18 protein-coding genes are annotated in these 17,086 nt (G+C 70.6%); 10 read left to right on the top strand and 8 right to left on the bottom strand.

Going from position 1 to position 17,086, the window contains the following annotated elements; all coding sequences use genetic code 11:
- Nucleotides 1-95: 95 nt before the first annotated feature.
- The 4 genes from ACQPZX_RS29915 to ACQPZX_RS29930 form a co-directional block, all read right to left on the bottom strand.
- Nucleotides 96-1,523 (bottom strand): glycoside hydrolase family 6 protein, encoded by a 1,428-nt coding sequence (locus ACQPZX_RS29915; protein WP_433362205.1) that lies wholly within the window; start codon nt 1,521-1,523, stop codon nt 96-98.
- Between the two features lie 75 nt (nt 1,524-1,598).
- Entirely contained in the window at nt 1,599-4,112 is a 2,514-nt protein-coding gene (locus tag ACQPZX_RS29920; protein ID WP_433362207.1) for an Eco57I restriction-modification methylase domain-containing protein, read from the bottom strand.
- Between the two features lie 257 nt (nt 4,113-4,369).
- Nucleotides 4,370-5,323 (bottom strand): Acg family FMN-binding oxidoreductase, encoded by a 954-nt coding sequence (locus ACQPZX_RS29925; protein WP_433362210.1) that lies wholly within the window; start codon nt 5,321-5,323, stop codon nt 4,370-4,372.
- A 308-nt stretch (nt 5,324-5,631) separates the two neighbouring features.
- Nucleotides 5,632-5,868: a hypothetical protein gene (locus ACQPZX_RS29930; protein WP_433362213.1), complete on the bottom strand. Its 237-nt coding sequence runs from the start codon at nt 5,866-5,868 to the stop codon at nt 5,632-5,634.
- A 110-nt stretch (nt 5,869-5,978) separates the two neighbouring features.
- On the opposite strand from ACQPZX_RS29930, the gene ACQPZX_RS29935 reads away from it, so the two are divergent.
- From ACQPZX_RS29935 to ACQPZX_RS29975, 9 genes are all read left to right on the top strand, one after another.
- Nucleotides 5,979-7,310: an L-fuconate dehydratase gene (locus ACQPZX_RS29935; RefSeq protein ID WP_433362216.1), complete on the top strand. Its 1,332-nt coding sequence runs from the start codon at nt 5,979-5,981 to the stop codon at nt 7,308-7,310.
- A gap of 115 nt (nt 7,311-7,425) precedes the next feature.
- Nucleotides 7,426-8,457 (top strand): sugar ABC transporter substrate-binding protein, encoded by a 1,032-nt coding sequence (locus ACQPZX_RS29940; protein WP_433362219.1) that lies wholly within the window; start codon nt 7,426-7,428, stop codon nt 8,455-8,457.
- Entirely contained in the window at nt 8,454-9,941 is a 1,488-nt protein-coding gene (locus ACQPZX_RS29945) for a sugar ABC transporter ATP-binding protein (protein ID WP_433362222.1), read from the top strand. The genes ACQPZX_RS29940 and ACQPZX_RS29945 overlap by 4 nt, the downstream gene beginning before the upstream one ends.
- 7 nt (nt 9,942-9,948) lie before the next feature.
- Nucleotides 9,949-10,962 (top strand): ABC transporter permease, encoded by a 1,014-nt coding sequence (locus tag ACQPZX_RS29950; RefSeq protein WP_433362225.1) that lies wholly within the window; start codon nt 9,949-9,951, stop codon nt 10,960-10,962.
- On the top strand, nt 10,962-11,273 hold the full coding sequence (locus tag ACQPZX_RS29955; RefSeq protein WP_433362228.1) for an L-rhamnose mutarotase: 312 nt from the start codon (nt 10,962-10,964) through the stop codon (nt 11,271-11,273). The genes ACQPZX_RS29950 and ACQPZX_RS29955 overlap by 1 nt, the downstream gene beginning before the upstream one ends.
- The gene (locus tag ACQPZX_RS29960) at nt 11,270-12,241 is read left to right on the top strand and encodes an aldo/keto reductase (protein WP_433362231.1); all 972 of its coding nucleotides are present in this window, start codon (nt 11,270-11,272) and stop codon (nt 12,239-12,241) included. The genes ACQPZX_RS29955 and ACQPZX_RS29960 overlap by 4 nt, the downstream gene beginning before the upstream one ends.
- Nucleotides 12,238-13,077 carry an amidohydrolase family protein gene (locus ACQPZX_RS29965; protein WP_433362234.1) on the top strand — a complete coding sequence of 280 codons (840 nt, stop codon included), beginning with the start codon at nt 12,238-12,240 and terminating at the stop codon, nt 13,075-13,077. Before ACQPZX_RS29960 ends, ACQPZX_RS29965 begins: the two co-directional genes overlap by 4 nt.
- A 9-nt stretch (nt 13,078-13,086) precedes the next feature.
- Entirely contained in the window at nt 13,087-13,767 is a 681-nt protein-coding gene (locus ACQPZX_RS29970) for a FadR/GntR family transcriptional regulator (protein ID WP_433362237.1), read from the top strand.
- A gap of 95 nt (nt 13,768-13,862) precedes the next feature.
- Nucleotides 13,863-14,045 carry a hypothetical protein gene (locus tag ACQPZX_RS29975; RefSeq protein ID WP_433362240.1) on the top strand — a complete coding sequence of 61 codons (183 nt, stop codon included), beginning with the start codon at nt 13,863-13,865 and terminating at the stop codon, nt 14,043-14,045.
- Here the strand turns inward: ACQPZX_RS29975 and ACQPZX_RS29980 are convergent.
- On the bottom strand, nt 14,034-14,627 hold the full coding sequence (locus ACQPZX_RS29980; RefSeq protein WP_433362243.1) for a MarR family winged helix-turn-helix transcriptional regulator: 594 nt from the start codon (nt 14,625-14,627) through the stop codon (nt 14,034-14,036). The two genes, ACQPZX_RS29975 and ACQPZX_RS29980, sit on opposite strands and share 12 nt — an antisense overlap.
- Nucleotides 14,628-14,638: 11 nt before the next feature.
- On the bottom strand, nt 14,639-15,340 hold the full coding sequence (locus tag ACQPZX_RS29985) for a DUF4142 domain-containing protein (RefSeq protein WP_433362246.1): 702 nt from the start codon (nt 15,338-15,340) through the stop codon (nt 14,639-14,641).
- Nucleotides 15,341-15,448: 108 nt separating this feature from the next.
- Between ACQPZX_RS29985 and ACQPZX_RS29990 the strand changes: the two genes are divergently transcribed.
- A complete protein-coding gene (locus ACQPZX_RS29990; protein WP_433362249.1) occupies nt 15,449-15,826 on the top strand; it encodes a DUF6582 domain-containing protein in 378 nt (125 codons plus the stop codon).
- Here the strand turns inward: ACQPZX_RS29990 and ACQPZX_RS29995 are convergent.
- On the bottom strand, nt 15,797-16,345 hold the full coding sequence (locus ACQPZX_RS29995) for a cysteine hydrolase family protein (protein ID WP_433362252.1): 549 nt from the start codon (nt 16,343-16,345) through the stop codon (nt 15,797-15,799). The genes ACQPZX_RS29990 and ACQPZX_RS29995 overlap by 30 nt on opposite strands.
- Nucleotides 16,342-17,061: a helix-turn-helix domain-containing protein gene (locus tag ACQPZX_RS30000; protein WP_433362255.1), complete on the bottom strand. Its 720-nt coding sequence runs from the start codon at nt 17,059-17,061 to the stop codon at nt 16,342-16,344. Before ACQPZX_RS30000 ends, ACQPZX_RS29995 begins: the two co-directional genes overlap by 4 nt.
- Nucleotides 17,062-17,086 lie beyond the last annotated feature (25 nt).

Genomic DNA, 17,086 nt, shown 5'->3' on the forward strand with positions numbered 1-17,086 from the left:
GCGGCCCGGCCATCCGAGGGTGATCGGTCAGCCAACCGTGGGTGAAGCGGTCAGCATCCGTGGGTGAAGCGGTCAGCCATCCGCGGGTGAAGCGGTCAGCGGGACGTGCAGGTGACGGCCGGCGTGGAGGCCGGGCCGTTGCCGAGGAAACCGAACTGCGCGGTGGCGTTCGCCGCGAGAGCCCCGTTCCACGAAACATTCCGGACGGTCACAGTCGGCGAGCTGCTGATGAGCTCACCGTTCCAGACCTGCGTGATCGACTGGCCGGAGCCGAGCGGCCACGTCACGGTCCATCCGGTGATCCCGGCGCTGCCGGCCTTGACCGTGACCTGGCCCTGGAAGCCGCCCTGCCACGAACCGGTGGTCTGGTAGGTGGCGGAGCAGGCCCCCGTGGCCGGCGGCGTCGTCGGGGTGGTTGTCGGCGGCGTCGTGGGCGGCGTTGTCGGCGGCGTTGTCGGAGGAGTCGTGGGCGGGGTTGTCGGTGGCGTCGTGGGCGGCGTTGTCGGAGGCGTCGTGGGCACGGTCGTCGGCGGTGTGGTCACCGGCGGGTTGGGGGCGCTGCTCGCCAGGCTGTAGGCCAGGTCGGGCTGGAAGGAACCGGCCGTGTAGCGGCAGCCGTCGGCCTCGCCGGGCGGCTTCACCCACAGGTAGGCGTCGATGTTGGCGTCGCCGGTCGCCGTGGTCGGGTACTGGCCGATCCGGCGGTCGGTGTTGTCGTCGCCGCACCAGTCGCCGGACGCGCCGCCGTTACGGCTCGTGTCGATGACCTGGCGCTTGCCGTTGACGCCCTGGCCGGAAAGCGAGGAGATGATGCTCCGCCCGTACGCGGCCTCGGAATTTGTAGGGTTGAAGTTGGAAACATTCGTGTAGAAGCCGTCCGCCGAGGCGACGCCCGCGGCCACCAGACGCGTGGCCTGCTCGCTCGCGCTGTTCCACGTGGAGTGTCCGGCGTCGAGGTAGACCTTCGCGTTCGCGTTGGCCGCCTTGAGCGTCTGGGTCGCGGTGCGCAGAGCCTGGTCGCGGGCGGTTTTCTCGCTCGCGCTCAGGCAGGTCTGCAGGGCGATCGAATCGGGTTCGAGCATGATCAGGACGGTGCTGCCGCCGAGACCGCGCGAAATGTTTCCGATCCATGTCTGGTAGGTGGCGAGGTCGGGGGCGCCGCCGGCGGACGCGCCGCCGCAGTCCCGGTTGGGGATGCCGTAGAGGGTGAGGGCGGGGATCTGGCCGGCCGCGTTGGCCGCGTTCACGTAGCCGGAGACCTCGGCCTGGACGGTGCCGAGGTTGAACGAGGAGATCCACCGCGACGCCGGCTGGCTGGCGACCTTGTCGCGGATCACCGCAGCGCGGGAGTCGTTGGGATTGGCCGCGAGCCAGCGGGCCACGGGGGTGTTGGTGTCGCGATAGAGGGCGCCGCTGATCGTTCCGGCGCTGGCAGTGCCGGTGGAGACCCACACGCCGGTGGCGGCGGTGAGGCAGGCGACGGCGGCGATGGTCAGGCGCCGCTTGGCGGGGAGAGGGGGCACGGGGAGTTCCTTCCAGAGACGACGGTCTATGGGAGCGCTCCCAAGGTAACCTGCCGGAAATGTTCCGGGCAACTGTTAACGCGCCTGATTAAGTTCCAGCAGCCGGTCGAGAATCTCCTGCCGGGCCGCCGGACCGACCGTGTACCGGCCTTCGTGGAAGCCGTGATCCAACGGCAGATCACTCCATCCGTACGCGTCGGCGACCGCGAAATCTATCTCCCGGTGCAGTTCACGCAGGCCGGCGACGTCCGCGTCCCCGCAGCGCGGGTCGAAGACCCGGTTGTACGTGGCGGTGAGGCCGGCGCCTCGTGTCAGCATCACGTCGCGCCGTTCGAGGTCGAGCCGGTCGCCCAGCTCCCGCAGACGCGAGGTGAGAAAAGGCAGCGGGAAAGTTTCGAAGGCGTCCGACGGCGTGTAGCGCAAGGTGGTGCCCAGCGTCGACGCCCGCCGCGCGGCCCACCAGTAGTGGTGCGAGCTCGACAGCAGCGCCAGCATGGCCGGGTCGTCGGTGGCGAAGACGCCGAGCATGTGCGAGAAGACCTGGCCGGTCGGGACCATCGCCGGCATCACCGACTTGCCGACCAGCGTGATCGCGATGACCCGCTTCAGATCCGCGATCGCGCCGCGCAACCCGGGCGCAAGTTTCTCGTACTGCCACCACTTCTCGCGCGTGGAACGTTTCGCGTCGGGCAGCGCGTCGCGGGCCGGCTTGACCAGACGCTCGACCCGGGCCAGGCAGGCCGGGTAGGCGGCGGCGCGCTCCAGCGGCCAGCCGTGGAAGTCGATGATCCAGCGGCTCGCCGCCTGTTCCGGGTGCCTGTTGACGTCACGGCCGTTCAGATAGCGGTGCACCACCTCGGACGACTGCGGCTCGGCGGCGAGCAGCGCGTCCCGCTCGTCGTCGGACAGCACGAACCCGATGCCGTTGACGAAGTTGCCGATGTACGCGATGCCCGCGCTGCCGCGCAGGCGTTTCGGGGTGCCGTGGACGCGCGAGGCGGCCTCCAGCGAAGAGGTAATCACCGGTATGCCGGCGGCCGGCCGGACCTTGCTGGTCCAGGCCACGCAATATTCGAGGGCCGCCGAGCGGGACGGCCAGCGGCGGCTCTTCACCGCGCGGGTGATGGTCACGCCGCGCGCGACGAGCTGGTCGAGGCCGACTTCGCGGGTGTCGCCCTGGGCGAGCGTGTTGGTGCCGATCAGCCCGGTCTGCCCGGTCGCGTTGAGCAGGCTGTGGGCCCGCAGCGCGAAGTAGGCGATCAGATCGGCGTTGCCTTTCACGCCGCGCCCGACCACATCGACGAGGTATTTGCGGTAGGCGGGGCCATGGGCGCCGCTGATCCGCTTGCCGCCGAGGAAGGGCGGATTGCCGACGATCGCGTCAAAGCCGCCGTTCGCGAAGACTTCGGGAAAGACCAGCGGCCAGTGGACCGGCCGGCGTTCGAGCCCGCCGGCCCGCGAGTCACGCTCACCGCGGACATCGGCGGGCTCAGGGCCGGCGCTGCCCTGCTCGCCTCGGACATCGGCTTTCCCGCCCGCGTCGCGGGCGCTCCCGCGCCCGGCGTCGACGGCACTGCGTCGGATGTCGGCGGGCCGGCCCCACCGGTCGGCGGGCAGGAGACGGACATCGGCCGGCCTGCCCCGGATGTCGGCCGGCCTGAGTCGGGCCAGGGCGGCGGCGGTGACCAGATCGGCGTGCTTCTCGGCGGCGTGCTTGTCGGCGAGAACGGTGGGTGAGCCGGCAAGCTCGGCGAGGCAGGTGATGCCGAGCAGCGAATCGCCGGCGATCAGGTGGTCGTCGAGGAAGGTGAACGGGCGGCGTTCGTCGGCGGCGGCCAGCCAGAGGGAAAGTTTCGCCATCTCGACGGCCATCGGGTTGATGTCGGCGCCGTAGAGGCAGCGCTCGACCACCCGCGACGAAGGCACGTGGCGGCCGAGACAGCGGGCCGCGGCGAGCAGGAACGCCCCCGAACCCATCGCGATGTCGGCCACCCTGAGCGCGAGAATTTCCTCGGCCGGCCGCAACCGCCAACGCGCCGGGTCGGGCGTCTGCAGCGGGCCCGGGTCGTAGATCAGCGGCGCGAGCGCATGATCGACGATCTCGTCCGCGAGTTCGCGCGGCGTGTAGTGCGTGCCGGTGTTCCGTCGCAGCCCCGAGCGGGCGACGCGGGTCGAGCCGTCGTCGGCGCGGTAGCCCTCGAACGAGAGCAGCCCCTCGTAGACGTACCCGATCTCCTCGATCTCGCCGAGGTCGCCGACGCGGAGTAGCTGCGCCACGACCTCCGCCGGCACCTCGGCGGGCAGCCACGGCAGTCCGGCCGGCTCGAAGAGCGACCCGCCGTGGTCGCGGTGCACGGCATCGAAGACGGCCGTCAGCTCGCGCCAAGTGGAGACCCGGCTCGTCCCGTACGAAAGAAGGAGTCTTTGTCTTTCCGCGAAGCGCAGGAAAACGACGCGCATCATCACGACGACCGCGCCCCGATAGATTTCGTGCGCCTCGACGCCGGGCGGCCGCCCGAACGCCCCGGCCAATGACGCGACCGCCTTGCGCGCCTGGGCGACCAGCCCTTCCGTCGCTCGCTGCCGCACCCCGGCAGTTTATCCGCGGGCAAGAGGTCGTGCCGGTCGGCGGAAACTTTCGCACTCCGGGCCGCAGCAGGCTTCGCGCATCGGGCCGCGGTCGGGCATCGCGCGCAGGGCCGCGGTCCGCATCGCGCAGGGCCCCGGTCCGGCATCGCGCGCAGGGCCCCGGTCCGGCATCGCGCGCAGGGCCCCGGTCCGGCATCGCGCGCAGGGCCGCGGACGGGCATCGCGCGCCAGGCCGCGGTCGGGCATCGCGCGCAGGATCACTGCCGGGTCAGGACGTCGGTGACCGGGCGGCGTGGGGTGCGGCCCGCCATCCGGCCGTAGCCGATGCGCAGGACCATCTGGACGGAGAGGCCGGACGCCGGGTCCAGCAGTCGGCGGCGGATCTCGGGGACCTCGACCGGCTGGCCGATCGGCGTCGAGGCGACGCCGTGCCACGTCGCGGTGAGCAGGACCCGTTGCAGGGCCTGGCCGGCGCGGACCCAGGCCAGGCGGTCGTCGCCGTGGGTGGCCAGGACCAGGATCGTCGGGTACGGCTCGAAGCGCTCCCGCTTGCGCGGCTCGCCGGAAAGTTGCGCGAAATCTCGGATCGGCACCGCTTCGAGGGCGTCCCACGGGCCGGCCGCCCAGATGGGCACGCCGTCGTGGCGGGGGTCGCCGGTCCAGCGGGCGAGCTCGGTGGTGTAGCCGGGGCGGGCGCGCAGCACGCGGTCGGCCGTGCCGGCCAGGCGCAGGATCGCGTCGCGGCCCTCGGGAGTCGCCACGGCCAGGACGGCGCCCTCGGCGTGCGCGGCGTCGCGCAACTTGTCGAGAACTTTCTCGGGCACGGCCAGGTGCGCGAAGGGCAACCGGTTGGTGTGGCGGTGCGGTATCGCCTCGGCCAGTGCCGCGAGCTCATCGCTCACCGGCTCGGGATGGGTGGCCGTCACCCGCGCGACGACGCCAGGCTCGGGGAAGAGCTGCAGGTCGTTGAGGTAGCCGGCCTCCCGCAGGGCGAGCCGCAGATTGAGGACCGCCGCGCCGACGCTGATCATCAGCTCGCGCCCCTGGGGATCGAGGACGGGCAGCCGGCGATCGGGATCGGCGTACACGTCGATCCGTCCCGACCGGATCCGGAACCGCCACGGCTGGCTGTTGTGCAACGACGGCGCGGCGGTGGCGGAGTGGACGCAGTCCACAAGCACCCTCCGCGAGGGCGGGACGACGGTGTCCATGGCCTCTCACCTCCACCTCCACCCTCCCGCCGGAGGGCGTGGCGAGGCAGAGGCTTTGGTCCCGCCCCGGCCGGGACAGCGCGGGCCGGGAAGGCCGGGGGCGAAAAGGGCCGGTGCACGCGAGAACGACCGGCGGCGCGAGGGCAGGGCGCGAGGGCAGGGCGCGAGGGCAGGGCGCGAGGGCAGGGCGCGAGGGCAGGGCGCGAGGGCAGGGCGCGAGGCCACGGCGCGCGGCCACGGCGCGCGGCTGGGCGCGAGAACCCTCGACGGCGAGAGGCCGGGGCCGGGGCCGCCCGAGGGCGCCGTGGTCAGGCGCCGGAGGCTCGGCGGTCCTCTTCGGCGTCGGCCTCGCCCACCGGGACGCCGTCCGAGTCGTGGCGGGCGTCGGTGAGGTCGACGTCGGCGCCGGAAGCGGCCGCGTCGGCGTCGGCGTCGGACGCGCCGACGGTGGGGCCGGTCTTCTCCTCAGCCTGCTCCTTCTCGGTCTCGCCGGCGGCGAGCGGCACGGCGATCGGCACTCCCTGCGGGGAGGATGCGGCGGTCATGGCGAGCTCCTTTCCGGGGTCGGACATAGCGGATACCCCGCGCCGGACGGCTCAACCCGCCGGGCCCGAGGTCTTGTCTCGGCGGAACCCGGCTGCTAAACATCGGATGTATGACGCGGGATGAGGTCGATATGCCGGAGCAACTCAGCACGGCCGGGAGCAGTCATCGGATCACGGCGGTCGAGACCCACGACATCCGGTTTCCCACCTCGCTGGAGCTCGACGGCTCCGACGCCATGAATCCGGACCCGGACTACTCGGCCGCCTACGTCGTGCTGCGCACCGACGATCCGGCGGGGCACGAGGGGCATGGCTTCGCGTTCACGATCGGGCGCGGCAACGACGTGCAGACGGCGGCGATCGCGGCGCTGACGCCCTACCTGGTGGGGCGGCCGGTCGACACCGACCTCGGCGAGCTGTGGCGAGAGCTGGTGCACGACTCGCAGCTGCGCTGGCTGGGGCCGGAGAAGGGCGTCATGCACATGGCCATCGGCGCCGTGATCAACGCCTTCTGGGATCTCGCGGCCAAGCGGGCGGGCCTGCCCCTGTGGCAGCTGCTTTCCCGGATGTCGCCGGAAGAGATCGTCGGCCTGATCGACTTCCGCTACCTGACCGACGTGCTGACCCCGGACGAGGCTGTCCGCATTTTGCGCGACAAATCAGACACGCGGCAGGCCCGCGAGGCTGAGCTGATCGAGCTGGGATTCCCCGCCTACACCACCTCACCGGGCTGGCTGGGCTACGACGACGAGAAGCTGCGGCGACTCTGCAAGGAGGCCATCGACCAGGGCTTCCGGCAGATCAAGCTCAAGGTGGGCGCCGATCTAGAGGACGACCTGCGCCGGATGCGGATCGCTCGCGAGGTGTGCGGCCCGGAGATCCGCATCGCCGTGGACGCCAACCAGCGCTGGGACGTCCCCGCGGCCATCGAGTGGATCAAGGCGCTGAGCCCGTACGAACCCTGGTGGATCGAGGAGCCGACCAGTCCGGACGACATCCTCGGCCACGCGACCATCGCCCGCGCGATCGAGCCGATCCGGGTCGCGACCGGCGAGCACGTGCAGAACCGGATCGTCTTCAAGCAGCTCCTTCAGGCCCGCGGCCTCGACTACCTCCAGATCGACGCCGCCCGGGTCGCCGGCGTCAACGAGAACATCGCGATCCTGTTGCTGGCCGCCAAGTTCGGTGTGCCGGTCTGCCCGCATGCCGGCGGCGTCGGCCTCTGCGAGATGGTGCAGCACCTGTCCATGTTCGACTACGTCGCGGTCTCGGGCTCGATGGACGACCGCATCATCGAGTACGTCGACCACCTGCACGAACATTTCGCGGATCCGGTGGTGATCCGCGACGGCCGCTACGTCGCGCCGGTCGTGCCGGGCTTCGGCTCGACCATGCGCCCGGAGACGCTGACGACCTACGCCCACCCGTCATCGGATGGATGATGCGGAAATTCACGACGATCCCTTGATTTCGGGCGCGCGTGACTGGTAAACATCCGATGTATTGCAAGCATGTTACCGATCCAGCCTCTGTTCCAAGCGCGAATCGAGGACCACGATGAGGTACGCATTCCGCTCGGCGCTCGCCGCCGTCCTGATCCTTTCGACCGCCGCCGCCTGTGGGGACGACTCCACTTCCACGGGCGCCGGCAGCAGCAACCCCCCGATCGGCGTGGACCTCCCCCGCGCCGACTCCGACTTCTGGAACTCGTACGCGAAATACGTCCCCAAGTTCGCCGGCGAGCTCGGCGTCAACATGATGACGCCGACCAACTCGCAGAACGACGTGTCCAAGCTCGTCGCCAACACCCAGGCCCTGGTCAGCCAGGGCGCCAAGGCGATCGTGATGGCGCCGCAGGACACCGGCGCGATCGCCTCGACGCTCGCCACCCTGGCTTCCAAGAAGATCCCGGTCGTCTCCGTCGACACCCGCCCCGACAAGGGCAAGGTGTTCATGGTGGTCCGGGCCGACAACCGCGCCTACGGGCAGAAGGCCTGCGAGTTCCTCGGCGAGAAGCTCGGGGGCAAGGGCAAGGTCATCGAGTTCCAGGGCTCGCTCTCGTCGATCAACGGCCGGGATAGGTCCGAGGCGTTCGCCGAGTGCATGAAGAGCAAGTTCCCGGGCATCGAGATCTTCGCCGAGCCGACCGAGTGGGAGGGCGCCAAGGCGGCGGCCGCCCTGCAGACCCGGCTCGCCCAGCACCCCGACATCAAGGGCATCTACATGCAGGCGGGCGGCGTCTTCCTCGCCCCGACGCTGCAGGTGCTCAAGTCGAAGGGGCTGCTGGTGCCGCCGAGCGACCCGAAGCACATCTTCGCGGTCTCCAACGACGGCATTCCGCAGGAGTACGACGCGATCCGTAAGGGCGAGATCGACGCGACAGTTTCGCAACCCGCCGACCTGTACGCGAAGTACGCGCTCTTCTACGCGAAAGCGGCCCTCGACGGGAAAACTTTCCAGCCCGGCCCGACCGACCACGACTCGACGATCGTGGACGTCGGCAACGGCACCCTCGAGGACCAGCTGGCCGCTCCCCTGGTGACCAAGGACAACGTGGACGACAAGTCCCTGTGGGGCAACCAGCTATGACCACGGTCGAGGCGCGAGGGATCACCAGACGGTACGGCGCGACAACCGCCCTCGACGACGCGGGCATCGCGCTGACCAGCGGGGAGACCCACGCGCTCGTAGGCAGGAACGGCGCCGGCAAGTCGACGCTCGTGTCCATCCTGACCGGCCTGCAGAAGGCCGACGCCGGGACGGTCACGTTCGACGGCGAGCCGGCGCCGCCGGTCGCCGACCGGGACGCGTGGCGGCAGAAAGTCGCGTGCGTCTACCAGAAATCCACCATCATCCCGACGCTGACGGTCGGCGAGAATCTTTTCCTCAACCGTCAGCAGAGCAGGCGCGGGCTGATCGACTGGCGCGGCCTGCGCCGGCGGGCGGGTGAGCTGCTCGACCGCTACGGCGTCGACATCGATCCGGCGACCGTGGCCGGCGACCTCACCGTCGAGCAGGGCCAGCTCGTCGAGATCGCCCGGGCGCTGTCGTTCGGCGCGAAGTTCATCATTCTCGACGAGCCGACGGCGCGGCTCGACGCCGCGGCGATCGAGCGGCTATTCGAGCGCATGCGCGACCTGCGGGCCGCCGGGGTCACGTTCCTGTTCATCTCGCATCACCTCCAGGAGGTGTACGAGGTGTGCCAGCGCGTCACGGTTTTCCGCGACGCGAAACACGTGCTCACCGCGCCGGTCGCCGACCTGCCCCACGACGACCTGGTGCGGGCGATGACCGGGGACGCACCGGTCGCGTCGTCGTCCGCCCGGGACCGGGCGGACGGCGGCCCGGTCGTTCTCGACGTCCGGAAACTTTCGCTGGCCGATCGCTACGAGGAGGTGGACCTCGAGGTGCGGGCCGGCGAGATGGTCGGGCTGATCGGGTCGGGCAGCAGTGGCAAGAACGCTCTGGCCCAGACGATCGCCGGGCTGTTCAAGGCCGACTCGGGCACGGTCACCGTCGCCGGGAAGGCGCCGCGGCCGGGCAGCGTGCCGGCCGCTCTCGACGCCGGGCTGGGCTATCTGCCGCAGGACCGGCACCGGGAGGGTCTGGTGCCGCTGCTGTCCGTCGCCGAGAACGCGACGATGACGATCACCGATCGTCTGGGTCCGGCGGGGGTCGCGCTTCCGGGCCGCCGCCGGCAGGCGGCAAGGCAAATGATCGACGCGTACGACATCCGCACCAGCGGGCCGGATCAGCCGGTGAGCGGACTCTCCGGCGGGAACGCACAGAAAGTTGTGCTCGCCCGCGCCCTCGCCAGCGATCCCCGCGCGCTCGTCCTGGTCAGTCCCACCGCCGGGGTCGACGTGCGGTCGAAACTTTCCTTGCTGGGCGCGGTTTCGGACGCGGCGGCCGGCGGCACCGGGGTGCTGATCGTGTCCGATGAGCTCGACGATGTGCGAGCCTGCGACCGGGTCCTCGTCATGTTCCACGGCCGGATCGTCCACACCGCCACGCGGGGCTGGGACGATGCTTCGCTCATCGGCGCTGTCGAAGGCGTACATGAAAGGGGTTGACGAAAGAGTGAGCGAGACGCAGAGCCTGGCCACTCCCCGCGCCGCCCAGCCGCGCCCGCGGCTGCGGCTCGCCCGCTTCCGCGACCTCGCGCTGGTGCCCGCGATCGTGGTGCTGGCGCTGGTCGGGGCGATCATCGACCCGGTGTTCCTGAGCAAGGCGAACCTGGTCAACGTTATGCAACAGCAGACGGAACTTTCGCTGCTGGTGCTGGCCGAGGCGATCATCCTGATCGCGGGAAAGTTCGACCTGTCGCTGGAGTCGACGATCGGTCTCGCGCCGGCACTCGCGCTCGGCCTGGTCATCCCGACCGCCTCGCACGGGCTGGGCACCGACTGGCCGACCGCCCTGGCGATCCCGTTGTGCCTGCTGACCGGCGCGGTGATCGGCGCGTTCAACGGGTTGCTGATCCTGCGGTTCCGGCTGTCGGCGTTCATCGTGACGCTCGGCATGCTGATCGTGTTGCGCGGCCTGCAGATCGGATTGACCGGCGGGCAGAATCTTTTCGACATCCCGCCGTCGGTGCTCTATCTGGGTAACGCCACCTGGCTGGGGTTGCCGGCGTCGATCTGGATCTGCGCGATTCTTTTCGCGGCCGGGATTCTTGCGCTCGGTTTCCTGCGGGCGGGACGCGCGGTTTACGCAATCGGCGGAAACGTCGACGCGGCGCGGGCGGCCGGCATCCGCACCGACCGTGTGGTGTGGATGGTGCTGATCGTGGGCGGGCTGCTGGCGGCGCTGGCCGGGTTGCTGATGACCGGGCGGCTCGGGTCGGTCGCGGCCGCCCAGGGCCAAGGCATGATCTTCACGGTGTTCGCGGCGGCGGTCATCGGCGGCGTCAGCCTCGACGGCGGCAAGGGCACGCTCTTCGGCGCGCTGTGCGGCGTGCTGGTGCTCGGCCTGATCAACAACATCCTGACGCTGGGCGGGGTGTCGGCGCAGTGGATCCAGGCGATCTACGGGGCGATCATCCTGGCGGCGCTGGTGCTGGCCCGGCTGACCTCGGGCAAGGCCCAAGACTGATGGAACGGATCGCCTTGCACACCCGGCTGAAGCCGGGCATGGAGAACGAGTACGAAAAGGTGCACGAAACCATTCCCGCCGCGCTGGACGGCGCGCTGCGGGAGGCCGGGGTGCGCTCGTGGGAGATCTGGCGGGACGGGCGCGACCTGTTCCACGTGGTCGAGGTGCTCGACTACCAGCGCATGCGCGCGTTCCTGCGCGACCATCCGGCCAACGTGCCGTGGCAGAAGCGGATGGCCGAGCTGCTCGAGGTCGAGGACGACTACTCCGGCAAGGACGGCGGGCTGCCGCTGGTGTGGGAGTTGCCGTGATCAGCTTTCCGCGGGCCGGGCTCGGCTGCGCCCAGCTCGGCAACCTCTACACGGCGATCGACGACGCGACGGCTTTCGCGACGGTCGGGGCGGCGTGGGACGCGGGAGTGCGGTACTTCGACACGGCGCCGCACTACGGGCTGGGGCTCTCCGAGCGCCGGCTCGGTGCGGCGCTGCGCGAACGCGCCCGCGACAGTTTCGTGCTCAGCACGAAAGTGGGACGACTGCTGGAACCCTCGCCGGCCACGGCCGGGGAGCAGGACCCGGCGGGTTTCGTGGTGCCGGCCGCCTACCGGCGGGTGTGGGACTTCAGCGCGGACGGGGTGCTGCGGTCGCTGACCGACAGTCTGGATCGGCTGGGGCTCAACCGGGTCGATCTAGTGCTGATCCACGACCCCGAGGACCACGCCGACGAGGCCCTGTCCTCGGCCTACCCGGCGTTGCACGAGCTGCGCGCCGAGGGCGTGGTGCGGGCGATCGGCGTCGGGTCGACCAAGGCGGAGGTCCTCGACCGGTTCGTCGCGGAGACCGACATCGACGTCGTGCTGGTCGCGGGCCGCTACACGCTGCTCGAGCAGCCGGCGCTGGACTCGCTGCTGCCGGCCTGCTCCCGGCGTGGGGTCTCGGTGCTCAACGCGGGGGTCTTCAACAGCGGGATGCTCGCGGTGGAGCGTCCGCACGCCGGACTTCCGTACGACTACGTGGACGCGCCGTCGTCGGTGGTCGCGAAAGCGCAGGCGATCGCCGAGGTCTGCGAGCGGCACGGCGTTTCGCTGCCGGCGGCGGCGCTCGCCTTCGCCGGCGCCCACCCCGCCATCGCGTCCGTCATCGTCGGCACCCAGACGCCCGCGCAGGCCCGGCAGAACTTCGGTCTCGCGGCGGCCCCGCCACCGCCCGGCGAGCTGTGGGCCGAGCTGGTGGCCGAGGGGCTGTTGCGCGCGGACGCCCCGGTGCCGGTGCTCTCGTGATCGTCGACGCGCATCACCACCTCTGGCGGGACGACCAGGGCTACGCCTGGCTCGACGATCGTTATCTCGCGCCGATCCGGCGGACCTTCTCCCCCGCCGACCTGCGGGCCGAGCTCGCCGCCAACGGCGTCGACCGCACGATCCTGGTCGAGGGCGGGCGGTGCGATGTCGACGAGGCCCGCATTCTCCTCGGCTATCTCCCCGACATTCCCGAGGTTGCGGGGGTGGTGGCCTGGGCGGATCCGGCTTCACCGGCGCTCGCGGAGATTCTCGCGGGTTATCGGGCGCTGCCGGGCGGGGAACGGCTGGTCGGGATCCGGGAGCAGATCCAGGGGATCGGCGATCCGGGCTATCTCGACCGGGACGACGTGCGGTGCGGGCTGCGGACCATCGGCGACGCGGGGCTGGCCTTCGACCTCTGCATCCGGGCCGACCAGCTCGCGGCGGCCGCACGCGTCGCCCGGGACCTGCCCGACGTACGGTTCGTCCTCGATCACCTCGGCAAGCCGGCCATTCGCGACGGCGGGTTCGCCCCATGGGCCGCCGACCTCGCCGCGCTGGCCGAGAACGCGAACGTGACCGCGAAACTTTCCGGGCTGGTCACGGAGGCCTCGTGGAAAACGTGGACGGCCGACGACCTGCGGCCGTACGTCGAGGAGGCGCTGCGGCTGTTCGGGGCCGAACGGCTGATGTTCGGGTCGGACTGGCCTGTTTGTCTGCTGGCAACGCCGTACGCGAAATGGATCTCGGTCCTGACCTTGATCTTGCCGGCCGACGCGCGGGAGATGATCTTCGGTGGGACGGCGGAGCGGACCTACCATCTGACTCGGGACTAGGGAGAGCGCGTGGCTGTCACCGACGAGGCGATCGAGAAGATCAAGGCGATGATCGTCGCGGGCGAGCTGCGGCCCGGCGACCGGCTGCCGCGCGAGGCCGATCTCGCCGAGCGGCTCGGACTTTCGCGAAACTCGCTGCGCGAGGCCGTGAAGGCTCTGTCGCTGATCCGGGTGCTCGACGTGCGGCAGGGCGACGGCACCTACGTGACCAGCCTGGCGCCGCAACTGCTGCTCGACGCGCTGAACTTCATCGTCGACTTCCACCGCGACGACACGGTGCTGGAGTTCTTCGAGGTCCGGCGCATCCTCGAACCGTCCGCGACGGCGCTCGCCGCCCAGCGGATGAGCGACAACGACGTGAGCGAGTTGCGGAAAGTTCTCGCCAGCCTCACCGACGACGCCTCGATCGACGAACTGGTCGCCAACGACCTGGAGTTCCACCACCGGATCGCGGCCGGCGCCGGCAACGCCCTGCTCTGCTCGCTGATCGACAGCCTGTCCGGCCCGACGACCCGGGCGCGGATCTGGCGCGGCCTCACCCAGGCCGGCGCGGTCGAGAAAACCCGCGAGCAACATGCCGCGATCCTCGACGCGATCGCCACCCGCCAGCCGGAACTGGCCCGTTCCTGGGCGACCGTGCACGTGGCCGGCGTCGAGGACTGGCTGCGGGTCGCCCTTCAGGGCACCTGAGACACCGCCGGACGGTTGATCGACTGCGCCTGATCAGCGGAGGTCCACGCCCACCCGCGTGCCTAGCGTTCCTCCCTGGGTAAAAGGGGGGTTACATGGGTTTGTTCAGTCGGTTACGCGAACGCGTGCGGCGGGATCGGCTGCCGACCGAGCTGTTCGTGCCGGCGCCGGAGTTTCCGGCGTATCAGCCGGGGTTTCGCGCGCCGGATTTCGTGCGGGCCGGCGCCGACGTGCCGGACGAGCTGAGAATGCGTTTCGAACCGCCGTCAGCGGGCTGATGCGTGTAGTTGTGCATCTTTCCAGCGGCGCTGCCACTCGGCGTCGGTCGGCTCGCCGGCGGCCTCGGCCAGGGCGTTGAGGGTGGCGGCGAAGCCCAGCGGACGGGTCAGCGAGAGCTCGGCGACCAGCGCGGAGACCTGATCGCGCCGGCGGCGCATGACCTCGCCGACCAGGGCCCGGCCGGGCTCGGTCAGGGTCACCCAGGCCGCGCGCCGGTCCTCGGGGCGCGAGACGCGGGACACCAGGCCCTTGCCGACCAGCCGGTTGCACATGCGGGTCGCGGTCGACGAGGTCACCGCCAGCTCCTGGGCCAGGTCGACGATCCGCTGCGGGCCACGCGAGACCAGGACCACGAGGGTGCGGAACTGCGGGAGGGTCACGTCCTCGTCCAGCTCGGCCAGGGAGCGCGCGGCGACCGCGACGAACACGCGGCTCACCGCCAGCAGCGCACCGACCACCTCTTCCTCCGCCGGCGACAACTCAGCCGGCGACAACCCGGTCAGGGACAGCTCGGCCGGCGACAACTCAGCCCGGGACAGCTCAGCCGGCGACAACTCGGCCGGGGACAGCTCTTTGGTCACGACCGACAAGGTTAATGGCGGGAGCGCATGATGCGGAGGCTGGCGAAGGCCGCGATCGCCACCATGCCGATCAGCATGGTCCACAGCACGATGGGGCTCACCGGCGGGTTGACCCCGGCGTTGGCCGTGGCCATCCCGATCGCCGACAGGTCCTGGGCCGGCGGCATCGCGGCGGGCGGCAGCTTCTCGTACTGGACGAGGCCGGTGCTCTCGAGCATCTTCATGTGGTTCGAGACGAAAGTGTTGGCCTGGTCGGCCAACTTGCGCACGACCGGGTTGCGGGTGGCCGCCCGCACCGCCCCGATGACCGGGAAGATCTTGCCGTGCGCGGCCCGCAGCCGGGTCACGAAGGTCTGGTCGAAGCGGGCGCCGTCGGCGTTCTGCATCTCGGTGAGCCAGCCCGACTGCTCGGCCGTCGGCGTCGCCGGGATGGTCGCGCCCAGCTCGTTCGCCGCGTCGACGACCAGCTGGTCGAGCTGCACGTGCTGATCGGCGATGTACTGGCCGGCCGCGCGCACCTTGGCGCTGCTGCCCTTCAGCGCGGCCATCTGACCGGCGGGCATCTCCCACAGGCCGGCCTGGCGCACGCCGTTGAGCAGCGCCTGATCGGCGGCGTTGAGCTGCGTGGGCACCCCCGGCGCCGCCATCGCGGGCGCCGGGACAAGGGCGAGCACGGCGACCACGGTGGCGCCGGTGAGCAACGTACGGATCATCGAGGACCTCCCATCGACGGTCAGTACGGGCCTTGGGCCAGAAAGGTTCACCTGTGCACGTAAATTTGGGACGGCATGATCGACACCGGTCGCGGGTACCCCGAAGGCATGACCAACGAACTGGACGCCGAGGACCGCAACTCGCTGTCGGAGAGCACCTTCGCCTTCCCGCACCAGCGCAAAGAGCCGCTGACCGACGCGAGCCACGTGCGCAACGCGATCGCCCGCTTCGACCAGGTGCGGGACGTGACCGACAAGGAGCGCGACGAAGCTTTCCGGCGCATCAAGAAAGCCGCCAAGAAATACGGCGTGCAGATGACCGAGACCCGCTGGCAGGAGCTGGGCAAGCCCTCGGCCGGGCGCAAGTCGTCGGACAAGCCGAAGTCGAAGGCTCAGCTCTACTCCGAGGCCCGCGCCCGCGGCATCGAGGGACGCTCCCAGATGACGAAGGAGCAGCTAGTTCGCGCGCTCGAGAAAAAGCGCTGAGGTGGTCACGTCGGCCTGGCGCGGGAAAACTTTCTCGGTCAGGACACGATGCACCTCGAGATCGTTGTCGAGACAGCAGTCCTCGATGACGGTCAGCCGGAAGTCGAGGTCGGCTGCCTGCCGGACCGTGGAGAGCACGACACCGCTCGTGGCGATCCCGGTCAGGACCAGGTGGTCGATCTCCCCGGCGCGCAGCACGACGTCGAGATCGCTGCCCGCGAAAGCCGAGACCCGCCGTTTCGTGACGACGATGTCCCCCTCCAGCGGCGCGATGTCCGGGTGGCTCGCGTTGGTTCCGCCGCCACCACCGGCCCGCGCGGCGATCCCGCCGAAGATCTTGTTACGCGGGCTGATCTCGGGAAAACCCGGCCGGAAGCCGACCTCCACGTAGATCACCGGCAGGCCGCCGGCGCGCGCCGCGTCGATGACGCCGCGCAGGCGCGGCAGATAGCCGGGGTCGGGGAAGCGGGCGACATTAGCTTCCTGCACATCCATCACCAGCAGGGCGGTTCCGGTCACGCTTTTCCTTCCGTACGGGTGGAGGCGGCCCAACTGGCGAGCAGCCGCAGGGCGGTTTCGGATTCGGATCCGGGCTCGGCGAGCCCGGCCGTGATCCGCAGGTCGGGGTCCTGGATCAGATCGGCCAGCCGCGGCTCGTGCGGGTCGCGGCCGGCCTCAGCCCGCAGCACCGCCACGGCGTCGTGCGCGAGGAGCTCCCAGTCGGGAAAGAACTCCCGCGAAGTTTCGTCGAGGAAGAGGAAACGCGCCTGGTTGAGTGGCTCACCGCCGGGCGGGAACAACGGCAGGAACAGCGCCCGCCCGAGAGCGTTGGCGGCGAGCACGTCGAGCCGGCCGTTCCACACGTACGCCGGGGCCTCGGTCATCGCGTCGAGAAGGCGTTGCACGCCGGGCCGGATCGCCGCGGGTTTCCGCGAAAGTTTCCGGGCCGGGGCGGTGTTGGCCGCGTGGACCAGGTCGAGCAGGTGCTCCCGCTCCACGTCGTCGAGGCGCAGCGCGCGGGCGACCGCCACCAGCACGGTGTCGGAGATGCCGCGACACTTTCCGCGCTCGAGCCGGCTGTAGTACTCCACGCTGACGCCGGCCAGCTGCGCGACCTCCTCGCGCCGCAGGCCCGCGACCCGCCGCAGGCCGTACCCCGGCAACCCGGCCGCCTCCGGCGTGATCCGCGCCCGCCGCGAGAGCAGGAAGTCCCGGATCTCGTCCTTGATCGCCACGCCCTCCACGGTAGGACGACGATCG

Origin of the sequence: Actinoplanes sp. CA-142083 (genome assembly GCF_050942195.1) — a bacterium.
Lineage (GTDB): Bacteria > Actinomycetota > Actinomycetes > Mycobacteriales > Micromonosporaceae > Actinoplanes.

Excerpts from the sequence above, each read along its gene's own strand:
- ACQPZX_RS29925 (WP_433362210.1), bottom strand. The coding sequence starts at position 5,323 with ATGGACACCGTCGTCCCGCCCTCGCGGAGGGTGCTTGTGGACTGCGTC.
- ACQPZX_RS29930 (WP_433362213.1), bottom strand. The coding sequence starts at position 5,868 with ATGACCGCCGCATCCTCCCCGCAGGGAGTGCCGATCGCCGTGCCGCTC.
- ACQPZX_RS29935 (WP_433362216.1), top strand. The coding sequence starts at position 5,979 with ATGACGCGGGATGAGGTCGATATGCCGGAGCAACTCAGCACGGCCGGG.
- ACQPZX_RS29940 (WP_433362219.1), top strand. The coding sequence starts at position 7,426 with ATGAGGTACGCATTCCGCTCGGCGCTCGCCGCCGTCCTGATCCTTTCG.
- ACQPZX_RS29945 (WP_433362222.1), top strand. The coding sequence starts at position 8,454 with ATGACCACGGTCGAGGCGCGAGGGATCACCAGACGGTACGGCGCGACA.
- ACQPZX_RS29955 (WP_433362228.1), top strand. The coding sequence starts at position 10,962 with ATGGAACGGATCGCCTTGCACACCCGGCTGAAGCCGGGCATGGAGAAC.
- ACQPZX_RS29975 (WP_433362240.1), top strand. The coding sequence starts at position 13,863 with ATGGGTTTGTTCAGTCGGTTACGCGAACGCGTGCGGCGGGATCGGCTG.
- ACQPZX_RS29985 (WP_433362246.1), bottom strand. The coding sequence starts at position 15,340 with ATGATCCGTACGTTGCTCACCGGCGCCACCGTGGTCGCCGTGCTCGCC.
- ACQPZX_RS29990 (WP_433362249.1), top strand. The coding sequence starts at position 15,449 with ATGACCAACGAACTGGACGCCGAGGACCGCAACTCGCTGTCGGAGAGC.